13 protein-coding genes are annotated in these 15,838 nt (G+C 69.1%); 5 read left to right on the forward strand and 8 right to left on the reverse strand.

Annotation, left to right across the window (positions count from 1 at the left end):
* Positions 1–18 precede the first annotated feature (18 nt).
* Positions 19–1,296: a class I SAM-dependent methyltransferase gene (locus tag J7I85_RS12565; protein WP_214852210.1), complete on the forward strand. Its 1,278-nt coding sequence runs from the start codon at positions 19–21 to the stop codon at positions 1,294–1,296.
* A gap of 23 nt (positions 1,297–1,319) precedes the next feature.
* On the opposite strand, the gene J7I85_RS12570 is transcribed toward J7I85_RS12565, so the two are convergent.
* Positions 1,320–2,147, reverse strand: a complete 828-nt coding sequence (locus tag J7I85_RS12570; RefSeq protein WP_308159472.1) for a shikimate 5-dehydrogenase — start codon at positions 2,145–2,147, stop codon at positions 1,320–1,322.
* A 46-nt stretch (positions 2,148–2,193) separates the two neighbouring features.
* Positions 2,194–3,630, reverse strand: coding sequence for a glycoside hydrolase family 3 N-terminal domain-containing protein (locus J7I85_RS12575; protein WP_214852285.1), 1,437 nt, complete (start codon positions 3,628–3,630; stop codon positions 2,194–2,196).
* A gap of 475 nt (positions 3,631–4,105) precedes the next feature.
* On the opposite strand from J7I85_RS12575, the gene J7I85_RS12580 reads away from it, so the two are divergent.
* Positions 4,106–5,257 carry a glutamate--cysteine ligase gene (locus tag J7I85_RS12580; protein WP_214852212.1) on the forward strand — a complete coding sequence of 384 codons (1,152 nt, stop codon included), beginning with the start codon at positions 4,106–4,108 and terminating at the stop codon, positions 5,255–5,257.
* Between the two features lie 5 nt (positions 5,258–5,262).
* Here the strand turns inward: J7I85_RS12580 and tsaD are convergent, their stop codons facing one another.
* From tsaD to J7I85_RS12610, 6 genes are all read right to left on the reverse strand, one after another.
* Complete coding sequence (gene tsaD, locus J7I85_RS12585; RefSeq protein WP_214852213.1) at positions 5,263–6,438, reverse strand: tRNA (adenosine(37)-N6)-threonylcarbamoyltransferase complex transferase subunit TsaD; 1,176 nt, start codon at positions 6,436–6,438, stop codon at positions 5,263–5,265.
* Positions 6,435–6,971, reverse strand: a complete 537-nt coding sequence (gene rimI, locus J7I85_RS12590; protein WP_214852287.1) for a ribosomal protein S18-alanine N-acetyltransferase — start codon at positions 6,969–6,971, stop codon at positions 6,435–6,437. The genes tsaD and rimI overlap by 4 nt, the downstream gene beginning before the upstream one ends.
* Before the next feature lie 107 nt (positions 6,972–7,078).
* On the reverse strand, positions 7,079–7,750 hold the full coding sequence (tsaB, locus tag J7I85_RS12595; protein WP_214852214.1) for a tRNA (adenosine(37)-N6)-threonylcarbamoyltransferase complex dimerization subunit type 1 TsaB: 672 nt from the start codon (positions 7,748–7,750) through the stop codon (positions 7,079–7,081).
* Positions 7,750–8,379 (reverse strand): tRNA (adenosine(37)-N6)-threonylcarbamoyltransferase complex ATPase subunit type 1 TsaE, encoded by a 630-nt coding sequence (gene tsaE, locus J7I85_RS12600; RefSeq protein WP_214852216.1) that lies wholly within the window; start codon positions 8,377–8,379, stop codon positions 7,750–7,752. The genes tsaB and tsaE overlap by 1 nt, the downstream gene beginning before the upstream one ends.
* Entirely contained in the window at positions 8,376–9,659 is a 1,284-nt protein-coding gene (alr, locus tag J7I85_RS12605) for an alanine racemase (RefSeq protein WP_214852217.1), read from the reverse strand. Before alr ends, tsaE begins: the two co-directional genes overlap by 4 nt.
* Positions 9,660–9,744: 85 nt before the next feature.
* Positions 9,745–10,836 (reverse strand): carbohydrate kinase family protein, encoded by a 1,092-nt coding sequence (locus J7I85_RS12610; RefSeq protein WP_214852218.1) that lies wholly within the window; start codon positions 10,834–10,836, stop codon positions 9,745–9,747.
* 125 nt (positions 10,837–10,961) lie between these two features.
* Between J7I85_RS12610 and J7I85_RS12615 the strand changes: the two genes are divergently transcribed.
* From J7I85_RS12615 to J7I85_RS12625, 3 genes are all read left to right on the forward strand, one after another.
* Positions 10,962–12,476 (forward strand): 6-phospho-beta-glucosidase, encoded by a 1,515-nt coding sequence (locus J7I85_RS12615; RefSeq protein WP_214852219.1) that lies wholly within the window; start codon positions 10,962–10,964, stop codon positions 12,474–12,476.
* A 184-nt stretch (positions 12,477–12,660) separates the two neighbouring features.
* Positions 12,661–13,938, forward strand: a complete 1,278-nt coding sequence (gene mshA / locus J7I85_RS12620; protein ID WP_214852220.1) for a D-inositol-3-phosphate glycosyltransferase — start codon at positions 12,661–12,663, stop codon at positions 13,936–13,938.
* Positions 13,939–13,959: 21 nt separating this feature from the next.
* Positions 13,960–15,672, forward strand: coding sequence for a formate--tetrahydrofolate ligase (locus J7I85_RS12625; protein WP_214852221.1), 1,713 nt, complete (start codon positions 13,960–13,962; stop codon positions 15,670–15,672).
* Positions 15,673–15,838 lie beyond the last annotated feature (166 nt).

Consider the following 15,838-nt stretch of genomic DNA (forward strand, 5'->3'; position numbering starts at 1 on the left):
TCCACTAGGCTTGATCCCATGTCTGAAGCACCGCAGGACCAGATCGCCCCGCTCCTCACGGAAGAAGGATGGGAGCTGCTGGCCTCGCTCGGACCCTACCGGGAAGACCACTCCTTCACCCTCAGCTCAAGCCTCCGCAAGGCCGGCCACTCCCCCGAACTCGTGTCCGCCGTCCTGACGCAGTCACGGCTCCGGACCAGGGCCGAGGCCAAGTTCGGGGAGTTTGCCCGGCAGATGCTCTTCACCCAGGCCGGCCTGGAGCAGGCCACCCGGCTCAACGTGGCGGCCCGGCACGCCCAGCGCTTTGCCCAGGCGGGTGTCCGCCACGTTGCCGATCTGGGCTGCGGCCTCGGGGCAGACGCCATGGCCCTGGCCTCTCTGGACATCGCCGTGACCGCCGTGGAGGTCGACGAGACCACGGCCGCCTGCGCCACGATCAACCTCATTCCCTTTCCGCACGCCACGGTGGTCCACTCCGACGCGACGTCGGTGGACCTGGAGGACGGGGCCGGCGTCTGGCTGGACCCTGCCCGGCGCACCACCACCACGTCCGGTACCAAGCGGATCTGGGACCCCGAGGCGTTCTCTCCGCCGCTGTCCTTCGTGGAGTCGCTGGCCGCCGCGGGGCGCGCCGTCGGCGTCAAAATGGGGCCCGGCATGCCGCACGAGTCGGTGCCTGCCGGCTGCGAGGCACAGTGGGTCTCGGTGGGCGGCGACGTCACGGAAGTCACGCTGTGGTTCAACGCCGTGGCCCGCCCTGGAATCCGCCGGGCCGCCCTGGTCATCGGCGCGGAGGGCGCCGCCGAACTTACCAGCGGGGAGGAGTTCGACGCCGGGCCCGTGGCCCCCGTTGGCCCGGTGGAGGGTTTCCTGTACGAGCCGGACGGCGCCGTCATCCGTGCAGGGCTCGTGGCCGACCTGGCCCTCGGCCTGGGCGGCCATCTCGTGGACGAGCACATCGCCTACATCTGCGCCCCGGAGCTTGTGGACACTCCGTACGCCCGGGCCTACCGGGTCCTGGAAGTCATGCCGTACAACGTCAGGGCGCTCAAGGCCTGGGTCCGGGAGAACGGCATCGGCGTGCTGGACATCAAGAAGCGCGGCACGTCCGTCACCCCGGAGGAGTTGCGCAAGCAGCTGCTCCCCGGGGGTAAAGCCGGCAGCAAGGGCGCAGGCAAAGCCGGCGGCAAGGCCGGCGGCAAGGCCGGCGGCAAGGCCGCGGGCAAAAAGACAGCCACCCTGGTCCTCACCCGGATCGGTGAGGAGAGAGTGGCTGTCTCCGTGGAGCCCGTGTAACCGCTGGTTGCTAGAGGGCCGGCCTACTGGGCGCGGACGAACGCCTCGGCGTCCCGGACCTGCTCCTCGGTGGGGCGGATTCCCGTGTACAGCACAAACTGCTCCAGCGCCTGGATCGTGGCCACCTCGGCACCGGTGATGACCTGCTTGCCGGACGCCCGCGCCGCCTTGATGAGCGGCGTTTCCGCCGGCAGCGCCACGACGTCGAAGACGATCTTGGCGGCCTCGATGGTTTCGGCGGGGAAGGACAGCGCGTCCGCCTCCGGTCCCCCGGCCATCCCCACCGGCGTGACGTTGATGACCATGTCCGCGGTGGCCTCCGGGCCGCTGCCCAGCTCCCCGCGCCAGGCAAAGCCGTACAGATCGGCGAGCGCCCGGCCGGTTGCTTCGTTGCGGGCGATGATGGTCACGTCCCTGAACCCCGCGTCACGCAGGGCCGCGGCCGTGGCCTTGGCCATGCCGCCGGCGCCCTTGAGCAGCACCGATGACTCCGAAGGCACGGCGTTGCGCTGCAGCAGCTGCTCGATCGCCGTGTAGTCCGTGTTGTACGCCGTCAGGCGCCCGCCGTCGTTGACGATGGTGTTGACGGAATCGATGGCCTTGGCGGACGGGTCCATGGCGTCCACCAGGGCGATCACATCCTCCTTGTAGGGCATGGAGACGGCGCAGCCCCGGATCCCCAGGCCGCGGACGCCCGCGATCGCCTGGGCCAGGTCGGTAGGCGCGAACGCCTTGTAGATCCAGTTCAGGCCCAGCTGGTCGTACAGGTGGTTGTGGAAGCGGGTCCCGTTGTTGCTCGGCCGGGCCGAGAGGGAAATGCACAGGGTCATGTCTTTATTCAGAATCGGCACCCCTCCATTAAACGGCGGGGCAGGCTTTATTACCTGCAGCCGGTTGTTACCTGCAGCCCGTGCCGGGCCGGTAGGGTCCGACGGCGGCTGGCAGCTTCCCGGGGGCGGCGGCCTTCCCCATCAGGACGGCCATAAGCGCCTTGTACGCTCCGGGCGTGCGGCCGTAGAGGGCGATCTTCGTGGGCGCGACGGACTGCGCCAAGGGCCACGGCGCATCCAAGGCCACCGCAATATCGCCCTTCGCGGGCCCGCCACCGTAGCCGATCAGCGTGACCAGCGGCCCCGTTCCGAGCGCGATCCCCGCATCCTTGGCCGCGGCGGCGAAGCGGGCCTGGTCCACCGCCGTGCCGCCTGCCACCCGCACGTGTCCGGCAACGGAGGCACCCTTGCACCTCCCCGTGAGCACCGTAATGGCCCGGGCCGAGATCTTCGCGGAAAGGTCCTCGCCGCTGCCCGGCGCTGCCGGGGGCTTCGGCTGTGCGGTCCGTCCGCGCCAGACCATCATGGTGACCACCCGGCGGGCCGCCTCCTCGAGGCGCGACACTGGGAGCTTCCCCCCGGTAACCGCCCGGACGACGGCGGCATGCGCGGCAGCGGCATCCGCCGGCATCAGCAGCAGGTCCGCCCCGGCTGCCAACGCGGCCGGTGCTGCGGAACCCTGGGGATAGCGGTCTGTCACCGCGCCCATGTTCAACCCGTCCGTGACCGCCACGCCCTTGAAGCCGAGGCCGCGGAGCGCCGTATAGGTCGCCTTCGAGAGGGACGCCGGCACGCCCGGCTCAAGGGCCCTCACTGCAATGTGGCCGGTCATGATCATCGGTGCTCCGGCCCTGACCGCGGACTGGAACGGCTTCCAGTCCCGCGCCTTCAACTGCGCGAGGGTGGCGTTCTGGACGGGGAGCCCCTTGTGGGAATCGGTGGTCACCGAACCGTGCCCGGGAAAATGCTTGACGGTGGGCAGCACGCCGCCAGCCAGCATGCCTTTGGCGAAGCCGGCACTCAGCGATGCCGTGGCGCGGGGGTCAGCGGACATGGACCGGGCACCGATGGTGGGATCGGCGGGGCCCATCGTGACGTCGGCCGCGGGCGCGAAGTCCACGGTGAAGCCCAGCGGCGCAAGTTCCGCCGCCAGTCCGGTGCCGGCCTCAGCGGCCAGAGGCACGCTGCCGGCCGCGCCGTAGCTCATGGGCGTGGGCCAGCGGGTCAGCGGGGCGCCGACGCGGCTCACCGCTCCGCCCTCCTGGTCAACGCCAATCAGGCCGGGCCAGGTGCGGCCGCCGGAGCGGGACGCCTTGTCCAGACGGCGCGTCACGCCGGCCAGCGCCGGGACGTCCACCAGACCGGTGGCGGTTCCGGGCACGTTGTCGGCCATGATCATGGAACCAGCAAGGTGGAGCCGTTCCACCGTGGCGGCCTGTGCTTCGTGGTCAAGGCCGGTGTAGAAGGGCAGGAGCACCTGCCCGGCCTTCTCCTCCAGGGTCATTTTGGCCACCGCCGCGGCGGCGGCGTCGGCGTCCCGCTGCTGCGGGCCCCAGCCCAGCGCCACAGATTCCTTCGTTGCGGGCTCCGCCGTGGACGGGGCCGGGCTCTGTGTATGTGTCTGGGGTGAACCGGAGTGCGGTGAAGGACTCTGCGCCGCCTGCGGTGAGCCGGAACCGGAAGCCGCGGGCGCCGTCGTCGTACCCTGTCCTGGTTCGGGTGCTGGCGGCGTGCACGACGCAACTGCGAACAGCGCCACAAGCGCTGCCGCAGTCCGGGAGCAAGCAATGCCGGAGCGTTTCCTGGGGGAATTGGGGCGGCTGGTTGTGTGAACACTCTCACGCGCCCTGTGTAGCCAAGCCATCACTTCGATGCTACCCCTGCACTAGACTTGAATGACCGTTCCCCTGCCAGCCGTTCGCCAGGAACGGACGGCGACCGGACCCGACGTCATCAGGCCAGCACACAGCGAGGAACACATGAAGATTGATTTCGCTTCATCAAGGCAATCAACTCTCGGTGTGGAATGGGAACTCGCGCTGGTGGATGCGCAGACCGGTGAACTGTCGTCGGTGGCCAACGAGGTCCTGCGCGGGGTCGTGGCACGGCACCCCGAGCTGAACGAGGATGACGAGCACCCCCACATCAAGCAGGAGCTGCTGCTTAATACCGTCGAGCTGGTGACCGGCATCTGTGAGACCGCCGCCGAAGCGAAGGAAGACCTCGCCCGCTCCCTGGCTGCCCTTCGTGAAGTCACGGACCCGATGGGCGTGGAAGTGTTCTGCGCCGGGAGCCACCCCTTCAGCCCGCCGCAGCTGCAGCCGGTCACGGACAAGGAACGCTACGCCAAGCTGATCGACCGCACGCAGTGGTGGGGCCGGCAGATGGTGATCTACGGGGTGCACGTCCATGTCGGCCTGGACCGGCGCAGCAAGGTCCTCCCGGTGCTCGATGGCCTGGTCAACTACTTCCCGCATTTCCAGGCCCTGTCCGCGTCCAGCCCGTTCTGGGGCGGCGAGGACACCGGCTATGCCTCGCAGCGGGCGCTCATGTTCCAGCAGCTGCCGACGGCGGGACTGCCCTTCCAGTTCGCCAGCTGGGAAGAGTACGAGTCCTACGTCCAGGACATGACCACCACCGGCGTGATCGACACCATCTCGGAGATCCGCTGGGACATCCGCCCGGTGCCGGCCCTCGGAACCATTGAGATGCGCATCTGCGACGGCTTGGCCACGCTTGAGGAAGTGGGCGCGGTGGCAGCCCTGACGCAGTGCCTGGTCCACGAATTCTCCACCATCCTCGACGCCGGCGGCAGCATTCCCACCATGCCGCCCTGGCACGTCCAGGAAAACAAGTGGCGGGCCGCCCGCTACGGCATGGACGCGATCATCATCCTCGACGCCGAGGGCCACGAGCAGCTCGTCACCGACCACCTGCTGGAGACGCTCAACCGGCTCGAACCGATCGCCGCGAAGCTGGGCTGCCTCGATGAGCTGGCCGATGTCGAAAAGATCATCAGCCGCGGCGCGGGGTACCAGCGCCAGCGGCGGGTGGCCGCCGAAAGCGGCGGAAACCTCCAGGCCGTGGTCCTCGATCTCGTGAAGCAGATGCGGAACGGCCCCACCGCGTAACCCGACTAAGTAGCAGTTGAGGGGGTTCCCAGCGCCGAGAACGCCCTGATCTGCGACTCACTTGGCGCCGAGACCGTGGTCACCGGCATGGACGAGTCCGGCGCGAAGGCTATGCCGCTCGGTTCAATGCCGGCCATCACCAGCTGCGCTCCGAGCGCGGCCACCATCGCGCCGTTGTCCGTGCACAGGTCCAGCGGCGGAACGTGCAGCGTGATGCCGGCGGCCGAGCAGCGCTGTTCTGTCAGCTGCCGCAGCCGCGAATTGGCGGCCACTCCCCCGCCCAGCAGCACATCCGTGATGCCACGCTCGCGGCAAGCCAGGACCGCCTTGGACGTGATGACGTCCACCACGGCTTCCTGGAATGCTGCGGCGATGTCCGCCACCGGCACTGGATCACCCGCGGCTTCGAACTGCTCCACGCACCGGGCCACCGCGGTCTTCAGGCCGCTGAACGACCAGTCGTAGCGGTGCCGGCCGGGCTCCTCCGCGGTGCCCATGTATTTGGGCTGCGTCAGGCCGCGCGGGAACCGGATGGCCTTGGCGTTTCCTTCGCGCGCCAGCCGGTCAATTGCCGGGCCGCCGGGGTAGCCCAGGCCCAGGATCCTGGCGACCTTGTCGTACGCCTCACCCGCGGCGTCGTCGATGGTGGACCCGAGCAGCTCGACATCGTCAGTGATGCTGCGGATCCGCAGAATCTCGGTGTGGCCGCCGGAAACCAGCAGGGCGCCGAGGTTGTCGGGCAGTATGCGCTTGTCCGCGCCGTTGCCGCCGGTGTTGCCGCCCGTTCCGACGCCGGGCCGCGGGTTGAGCAGGCCGACCCCCACATGGGCCACCAAATGGTTGATGGCATAAAGCGGCTTGCCCGTGGCGACGGCGAGCGCCTTGGCGGCGCACACGCCGACCATCAGGGCACCCGCCAGCCCGGGACCGGAGGTCACTGCGATGGCGTCGATCTCGTCCAGCGTCACGTCTGCTTCGGCCAAGGCCGCCTGCAGGGCGGGAACGAAGGCATCCAGGTGGGCGCGCGAGGCAATTTCGGGGATCACGCCGCCAAACCGGACGTGCTCCTCCATGGACGAGGACACCGTGTTGGTCAGGAGGTCGGTGCCGCGGACGAGGCCTACGCCCGTTTCGTCGCAGGATGACTCAATGCCGAGTACTAGTGGCTGCGAGCGGTTCATTTCTGGTCTGCCTCCATCGGAGCGGTCTCGCCGGCACGGCCGGCTTCATCGGTCTGCTCCGGCTGGGGTTCGGCGTCGTGCGCGATGTCCTGGTGCACAGCGAGCACGTCCTCCAGCTGAAGCCGCATGATCAGGGCGTCGACGCCGTCGCGGTAGTACCTTTTCCGCACGTGGATCTGCTCGAAGCCGAAGCGGATGTACAGCTGCTGGGCGCGCGGGTTGTCGGCCCGGACCTCCAGCAGGATGTCGGCTGCGCCGCGGCGCCGCCCCTCGGCGATCAGGTCGATGAGGAGGGCCGTGCCGATTCCCCTGCCCTCATATTCGGGAACCACGGCGATGGTCTGGACGTCGGCGATGGGCTCCACGCACATTAGTCCCGCATAGCCGACGATGCCGTCCGGAGCCTCGGCCACGAAGTACCGGCGGGTTTCCAGCTGCATCAGTTCGTCCCAAAACATCTGCAGTGGCCACGCGTCCACCGGGAACAGCCGGACCTCCAGCTCGTGGACAGCAGGGATGTCCGCAGGAAGCATGTCCCGGATGGTCACGCCCGAGTCCAGCTGGCGGGGCAGTACAGGCACGTTACCCGGTGTCGGGTCGCCGGGTGTGTCGGAAGCACCGGGTGTTTCAGGCAGCAGGTTCACAGGGCACGCTTCCGGGGGCCGGGGACCTGCGCGTCGGATTCGCGGAGGTAGAGCGGCGTGGAGTCCAGGAGCTCCTCGCCCGCTTCCAGCCTCGCCAGCGCAAACTGGCCCAGGTACAGCGCGTCCGGCTGCTCAGTGCTGAAGTCCGGATCCGCGCGGAGGGCCTCGGAGTAGAGCCCTGCGCCCGCGCCGTAAGCCGGGAGGTCGGGAAGGTCCGCGGCGAAGCCCACGTGCGGCCCGTCCGTGAGCTTCGGCAGCTGTCCCGCGGCCAGGGTGTAGCGCGCCCAGTAGACCTCTTTGCGCCGGGCGTCAGTGGCCACGAGGAACTCGGCCGGCGCATCGGTGGACTCTGCCACCTCGAGGGCGACGGCGTCGAGGCTCATCATGCCGTGCAGCGGCGTGTTCCAGACAAAGGACAAGGTACGCGCCGTCGCAATTCCGGACCGGAGCCCTGTGAAGGGACCGGGACCAACGCCCACAACGATCGCGTCAATGTCGGCCCCGGTTACCTCGGCGTCTGCCAACAGCCGCTCGATTCCGGGCGCAAGGACCTCGGCGTGGCTCCTCGTGTCCTCGGTGGAGAAGCTGCCAACCACGCCTTCGAGGGCGTCGTCGGATACCAGCGCGGCGCTGGCCACAGCCGAGGTGTCAATGGCAAGAATGAGCATCAGGAGATTCCTTCCGCGGCGAGAACAGGCTGTTCAGCCCAGCGCGGCCCGAAGCCGCGGATGATGATGGTGCGGGGCTCGTCGTCGTCCTCGGACTCGAAGTCCAGGACGGGCGCTTCAGAGCCGGGCGCCGCAGAGCCGGGTCCCGTTGAATCCCCACCGGCGTGAAGGTGCCCGGGAGCGGCGCCGCCCAGCTGGCGGTGCAGTTCCACCTCAAGCCGGCTCTCGGTCAGGTGCTCCACGCGATCCCGGCCCCACTCCACCACAGTCACGGCAGAGTCCAGCGTATTCTCCAGGTCAATGTCGTCGATTTCCGACGCCGATCCCAGCCGGTAGGCGTCCACGTGCACCAGGTCCGGCCCGCCCGGGCGCGGCCCGCCGGGGAGGTTGGGGTGAATGCGCACCAGCACGAAGGTCGGGGAAATGATGCCCTCGCGGACGCCCAGGCCCTCGCCGAGGCCCTGCGTGAAAGTTGTCTTGCCGGCGCCCAGTTCGCCCGTGAGCACCAGGAGATCCCCCGCCCGGAGCACCTCTGCCAGAGCCGCGCCGAGCGCGTGGGTTTGGTCCGCCGTCGTGACCGTCAGGGTCTGGACCCACAGCGGAGCGTTGCCGGTTTCCGGGATGCTCACGGTGCCGGCGTTTCAGTCGCGTGCGATTCGGTTGCAGGCGATTCGCCGGCCGGCGATTCGCTGCTGGGCGATTCGTTGATGTAGGTGCGGGGCACACGGGGGCTGATGCGGGTGACGATCTCGTAGTTGTTGGTGCCGGCGGCGCGGGCCCAGTCGTCGGCTGTGGGGCCGCCGTCGGCGCCATCGCCGAACAGGACGGCCTCTGCTCCGAGGACGCTGTGGCCGCCCCGGGTCACGTCCAGCGGGCCGAGATCAATCACCATCTGGTCCATCGCAATCCGTCCCACCACCGGATACGTGACGCCCTCCACGCGGACCGGGCCGCCGGTGGCAACGCGGGGAACGCCATCGGCATACCCGAGCGGAATGAGCCCCAGCGTGCTCGCGCCGGAGGTGTGGTAGTTGAAGCCGTAGGAGACGCCCTGGCCGGAGTGCACGTCCTTGCAGTGGGACACGAGGGTGCGCAGGGTCATCGCCGGGCGGAGGCCCAGTTCAGCGGAGTCCTGCCCCTCGAAGGGCGAAAGGCCGTATATTCCCAGCCCCACGCGGACCAGGTCGAAGTGTGTGTCCGGCCGGGACAGCGTAGCCGGGGTGTTGGCCAGATGGCGGACTTCGGGGTCCACGCCGGCGTCTTCGGCAATGGCCAGGACCTCGCGGAACGCGGCAAGCTGGTCATCGGTTTCCGGGCGATCGGGTTCGTCGGCCACGGCAAGATGGGAGAAGATGCCCACCACGCGCAGCAGCCCCTGGTCCTGGTACTCCACGGCTTCCCCCACTAGGCGGTCCCACACCTCGACGGTGGCGCCGTTGCGGCCAAGCCCCGTGTCCACCTTCAGGTGGACACGCGCCGGCCGTTCCTGTTCCCGGGCGGCGGCCACGATCTGTTCCAGCTCCCAGCCGGAACACCCGATGTCGACGCCGGCGGCCACTGCGGCAGCGAAGTTGCTTTCCGGGGTGTGCAGCCAGGCGAGCAGCGGCGCTTCGATGCCTGCCGCGCGCAGTGCCAGCGCTTCGGAGATGTGGGCGACGCCCAGCCAGCTGGCGCCCGCCTCAAGGGCCGCGCGCGCCACCGGCACCGCGCCGTGGCCGTACGCGTCGGCCTTGACGACTGCCATGACCTTCGCCGGTTCGGCGGCCCCGGCGAGCCTGCGGACGTTGTGCCGGATGGCCTCGAGGTCGATCACGGCGGAGCGTTCGTGGGCCGTCCGGTTGTAACCGCGGGACGGCCCGGCCGGACCCGCTACTGCCGGGCGGTCTCCTGTTGCTGCTGGATAAATCACTCTACTGATTCTAGTGCTGGCGCTTCGGGCCGAATAATTGCCGGGCCGACGGCTGCCGACGGCGTGCCGACGGCGTGCCGACGACTCAGGCGTCCGAGAGGTGAGCGATGGTGGCGGCCGCGCGCCGCGGGGCCTCCTGCGGAACGTCGCGGACGATGTCGGCAAGGAAGGAGTAGCGGCGCAGCCACTGGCTCCCGCGGCGTTCCGGCCGGGCGTTGGCGCGCTTCCACCAGTCGGCGATGTCGCCCCAGCCCGGCGCCGCGAGGGACCCGCCCACCTCCTGGACTGCCAGCGCGGCGCAGAGGTTGGCGAACCGCAGCCGGTCGCTGAGGGGCCATCCTGCCAGGCTGCCGACGATGAATGCGGCCCCGAAGCAGTCCCCGGCGCCGGTGGGATCGAAGGCGGCCACGGGCAGCGAGGGCACCCATTCCTCCTCGCCGGTTTCCGAGTCCACGGCCATGGCCCCCTGCGCCCCCAGGGTCACCACCGCCACCGGCACCCGGTCCGCCAGGGAGTACAGCGCCGCCCAAGGGTCGTTCTTGCCGGTGAAGGCCATGGCCTCGCGCTGGTTGGGCATGAAGGCGTGGAAGTACTGCAGGTTCGCAAGCCGCGCGGGGGCCCATTCACCGGTGGGGTCCCAGCCGACGTCGCCGAACAGCTTCGCCCCCTCTTTATGCGCCGCCAGCGCCCACGGCTCCAGTTCATGCCCGAGGTCCGCCACGGCAGCCAGCGCGCGGGGAGGATTCCCGATCAGCTCGGAGGAGGTCACCGGCGCCGGGTGCCCGTGCGTGACCATCGAGCGGTCGTGGTCCACGCTGAGGGATACGGTCACCGGCGAGTGCCAGCCCTGGACCCGTCGGGACAGGGACAGGTCCACGTGCTCCTGCCGGTCCAGGACTTTCCAGTTGTAGTCACCGTAGCCGTCGTCGCCGAAGGCCGCCGCCAGCCCGGTCCGCAAGCCAAGGCGTGCCGCCGCGATGGCCTGGTTGGCCACCCCACCGGGGCAGCTGCCCATTCCTTCGCTCCAGATTTCCGTTCCGGGCTCGGGCGCATGCGGCAGCCCGGTGAAGATGATGTCCTGAAAAACGGTCCCGGCCAGCAGCAGGTCGAACTCTCCGGCCACCTGGGTACGGACGGCCGAGAGCGGGTCGAAACGGCGTGCGGGGTTCGCCTCCATGTTCGGCACATTACGCTGTGTACCTTGGCGTTGAAACCCCGCGATGTGGGGGTTGGAGTGCGACGGCGGGACTGCGGCGCCGCAGTTCAGGCCACGTTGCTGGCAGCAGCGCATAGACTCCTGCCATGCGGCTCATGATCGCCGGCGGCGGCGGATTCCGGGTTCCCCTCGTTTACCGTGCCCTGTGTTCCGGGCCCTATGCCGGCCTGGTCAGCGAGGTGGTGCTGTTCGACGTCGACGGCGGCCGGCTGGCCGCCATCGAGGCCGTACTGCGGTCCATGTCTTCGGAGGTGAGCGGCGCGCCAAGCGAAAGTTCCGCCGTCGGACATTCCACCTGCCGTCCACCCGCGGTGACGTCCACGACGTCCCTTTCCCAAGCCCTCACCGGGACGGACATCGTGTTCGCCGCCATCCGCCCGGGTGGCACGTCCGGCAGGGTTGCCGACGAGCAGGTGGCCCAAAACCTCGGGCTGCTGGGCCAGGAAACCACCGGCGCGGGCGGCATCTCCTACGCGCTGCGGTCCATCCCGGCCATGCTGGAGCTGGCCGCGAACATGCGGAAGCACTGCCCGGACGCCTGGCTGATCAACTTCACGAACCCGGCCGGGATGGTCACCGAGGCGCTGGTTCCCGTGCTGGGCCGGAAGGTGATCGGCATCTGCGATTCCGCGAGCGCCCTGGTACACCGCGCCGCCCGGGCGGCCGGGATGCCGCTGCCGGCGGGAAGGCTCGACGGCGTGGGCTACTACGGGCTGAACCATCTCGGCTGGCTGTACCGGCTGGAGAGCGGCGGCCGGGATGTCCTCCCCGGCCTGCTGGCCGACGCGGATGCCCTGTCCGGATTCGAGGAGGGCAGGCTGTTTCCGCAGCCGTTCCTGCGCGATCTGGGACTGCTGCCGAACGAGTACCTATTCTACTACTATGAGGCGGCGCGGGCGTCGGCGGGCATGCGGGCCATGGCCAGGACCCGCGGTGAGTCGATCCACGGCCAGCAGGCGGAGCTGTATCCGCGGCTGGCCACCGCCGGCGAGGAAGCGTACGGCTTGTGGGAGGCCGCGCGGCGGTCCCGCGAGGAGGGGTATCTCGCCGAGGCCAGGACCGGCGGCGAGGCGCGGAACCCCGAGGACCTTGCCGGCGGCGGTTACGAGCAGGTGGCGCTGGCGGTGATGCGGGCGCTGGCGGGGCGTCCCGACGTCGATGGCGCGGGTGCGGGTGCTGGTGCGGGTGCTGGGCCTGGTGCGGGGGCTGGTGCGGGGGCTGGCAACATTGGGGCCGGCGCCGCCGAGCTGATCCTCAATACACCGAACTCCGCTCGACAAGTTCCCGCCGGGGCGGGCGGCTCCCAAGCCGCTATTCCCGGCCTGCCGGCGGACGCCGTCGTCGAAGTTCCCTGCACGGTTACACCGGAGGGGGCAAAGCCCATACCGCAGGCCAGGCCCGCGGAACCGCAACTCGGCCTCCTGCAGCAGGTCAAGAAAGTGGAGCTGCTGACTGTGCGTGCGGCTTCTACTGGCGACCGCGATGCGGCGCTGGAAGCCTTCGCCGAACATCCTTTGGTCGGCTCGGCGGCGCTGGCCAACGCGCTGCTCACCGGCTACGAAGGCGCGTTTCCCGAGTTGCCCCAGTTGTGGCGCCGCTGAGGGCGCCAACGGGCGGTGTGGGGGGGCCGGACCGTTTTAGCAGGGCCGTGCTACATCCGCCCGCCGCCCTGGGGGCGTGGGAAACACCACGCTGGCAGCACTTGAACCCCCACCGTGGCCGGGACTGTTCAGGAGTAGTGTTTTATCCGATGAAGTTCCAGCAGTACGGAGAGGAGGGAGGCGCATGTCTGTGGTCAAGCGGGTGGCTTTCCTGTCGCTGCACACCTCCCCCATGGAACAGCCTGGATCCGGGGACGCGGGCGGCATGAACGTCTACATCCGCGGCCTCGCCTCCGCCCTGGCTGAAACCGGCATCGAAGTGGAAATCTTCACCCGCTCCACCTCCGCCGGGCAGCCCGCCGTCGAACATCCCGACCCCGGCGTCTGCGTGCACAACGTCCTTGCCGGGCCGCCCCGCAAACTCCCCAAAGAAGAACTCCCCGAACTGCTGCACAGCATGGTCGCGGAAATCGAACGCATCCGCGCCCAGCAGCCCCACGGCCGCTACGACCTCATCCACTCCCACTATTGGGTCTCCGGAATCGCCGGCATCGAACTCTCGGGCCTGTGGAATGTCCCGCTCGTGCACACCATGCACACCATGGCCAAAGTCAAGAACCTCCTCCTGCACTCCGGCGAACAACCCGAACCCCGCCGCCGCGAAGACGGCGAACACCGCATCGTCGACGGCGCCACCCGCCTGATCGCCAACACCACCGCCGAAGCCGCCGAACTCGTCTCCCACTACGGCGCCGACTTCGACCACATCGACGTCGCACCCCCCGGCGTCGACCTCTCCGTCTTCACCCCCGCGTTCCGCACCCGTTCCCGGACCGAACACGGCATCGCACCCGGCACCTTTCACCTGCTCTTCGCCGGCCGCATCCAGCGGCTCAAAGGCCCGCAGATCCTGCTCAAGGCCGCCGCCCTGCTCCGCCAACGCCGCCCCGACATCGACCTCAAACTCACCATCCTCGGTGCGCTCAGCGGCGCCAAGGACTTCAACCTCAAAAGCCTCGTCAGCGCCGCCGGACTGGACGACGCCGTCACCCACCACCCGCCGGTCCGCGCACCGGAACTCGCCGCCTGGTACCGGGCAGCCGACGTCGTCGTCATGCCCTCCTACAGCGAATCCTTTGGCCTCGTGGCGCTGGAAGCCCAGGCCTGCGGCACCCCAGTGGTCGCCACTCGCGTCGGCGGACTTGCCCGCGCCGTCAGCCACGGCCGCACCGGGCTTTTGGTGGACGGCCACCGGGCCGCCGACTGGGCCGACGCCCTCGAAGCCCTCCACGACGACCCCGCCACCCGCCACAACATGGGCACCGCCGCCGCCATCCACGCGGCAAACTCCGGCTGGCAACGCACCGCCGCCATCACCCTCGACAGCTACCACGCCGCCGTCGACGAATTTGCCTCGAGCCACCCCATGGCCGCCGTCTACGGGTCACGGCTCACCGGCTAAACACATTCGGAAAGGACGACGATGTCTGACAGCACTCCCCTGAGCGATACCGGCCCGAGCAGCACTCCACTGAGCGACCTGGACATTGCCCGCAGGGCAGTGCTCCGGCCGATCGAGGAAATCGCCGCGGCCGCCGGCATCGATGCCGGGGCCGTGGAGCTCTATGGCCGCTTCAAAGCCAAGATCGACCCCGCGAAGCTGTCAGCCCCGGCGCCCGCCGGAAAAGTAGTCCTGGTTTCGGCGATGTCGCCAACGCCCGCCGGAGAAGGAAAATCAACCACGACGGTGGGACTCGCGGATTCGCTCGCGCGGGCGGGCCACAAGGTGATGGTCGCCCTGCGTGAGCCCTCGCTCGGTCCCATCCTCGGCATGAAAGGCGGGGCCACGGGCGGCGGGCTGTCCCAGGTGCTGCCCATGGACGAGATCAATCTGCACTTCACCGGCGACTTCCATGCCGTCACGTCCGCCAACAATGCCCTCATGGCCCTCGTGGACAACCACATCTACCAGGGCAACGAACTGAACATCGACCCGCGGCGCATGACGTTCAAGCGGGTCCTGGACATGAACGACCGTTCCCTCCGCGAGGTGGTCATTGGACTCGGCGGCCCCACCCAGGGCGTCCCGCGACAGGACGGCTTCGACATCACCGTCGCATCCGAGATCATGGCGGTCTTTTGCCTCGCCACGGACGTGGCCGACCTGCGGGACCGGCTGGGCCGCATCACGTTCGGCTACACGTACGACCGGACGCCGGTCACCGTGGCGGACCTGGGCGTGCAGGGCGCGCTGACGCTGCTGCTCAAGGAAGCGATCAAGCCGAACCTCGTCCAGACCATCGCCGGCACCCCCGCACTGGTCCATGGCGGGCCGTTCGCGAACATCGCCCACGGCTGCAACTCGCTGATTGCCACGCAGACCGCCCGGCGGCTGGCCGACATCGTGGTGACGGAGGCGGGATTCGGTGCCGACCTCGGCGCGGAGAAGTTCATGGACATCAAGGCGCGGATCGCGGATGTTGCGCCGGCCGCCGTTGTGGTGGTGGCGACCGTTCGCGCGCTCAAGATGCAGGGCGGGGTGCCCAAGGACCGGCTGAACGCGCCGAACGTAGAGGCCATGGCAGCAGGTGTGGTTAACCTGCGCCGGCATGTCCGGAATGTGGAGCGGTTCGGCGTGACGCCGGTGGTGGCGGTCAACAAGTTCCCCTCCGATACCCAGGAGGAGCTCGACTGGCTGCTCGGCTGGTGCGCCGGCGAGGGCATCCAGGCGGCGGTGGCGGACATCTGGGGACGGGGCGGGGGCGGCGACGGCGGCGATGAGCTGGCTGCCAAGGTCGCCGCTGCGGTGTACGGACCGTCGTCGTTCCGGCACCTCTACCCGCTGGACATCCCTGTGGAGGACAAGATCCGCACTATCGTCCAGGAAATCTACGGCGCCGACGGAGTCGACTTTTCGGTACCTGCCCTGCGCCGCCTGGCGGATATCGAGAAGAACGGCTGGTCCGGGCTGCCGGTCTGCATGGCAAAGACGCAATACTCATTCACGGACGACGCCTCCCGGCTGGGGGCTCCCAAGGGCTTCACCATCCACGTCCGCGACCTCATTCCCAAGACTGGCGCCGGCTTCATCGTGGCCCTGACCGGAGCGGTGATGACCATGCCCGGCCTTCCGGCCATTCCGGCGGCCATGCGGATGGACGTGGACGACGACGGCAACCCGGTCGGCCTCTTCTAAACCCTCCCTCACCTTTCGTCGGCCCACCCCCAACGCTTCCTCACGTCCCGTCGCTTCAACCCCAACCCCTCCTCACGTCCCGTCGATGAGACCCCAACGCTTCCTCACGTCCCGTCGCTTCAACCCCAACGCGTCCTCACGTCCGGTCGCTTCAACCCCAACCCCT

This window comes from Arthrobacter sp. ISL-65 (genome assembly GCF_018613795.1).
In the GTDB taxonomy this organism is placed as follows: Bacteria; Actinomycetota; Actinomycetes; order Actinomycetales; family Micrococcaceae; genus Arthrobacter.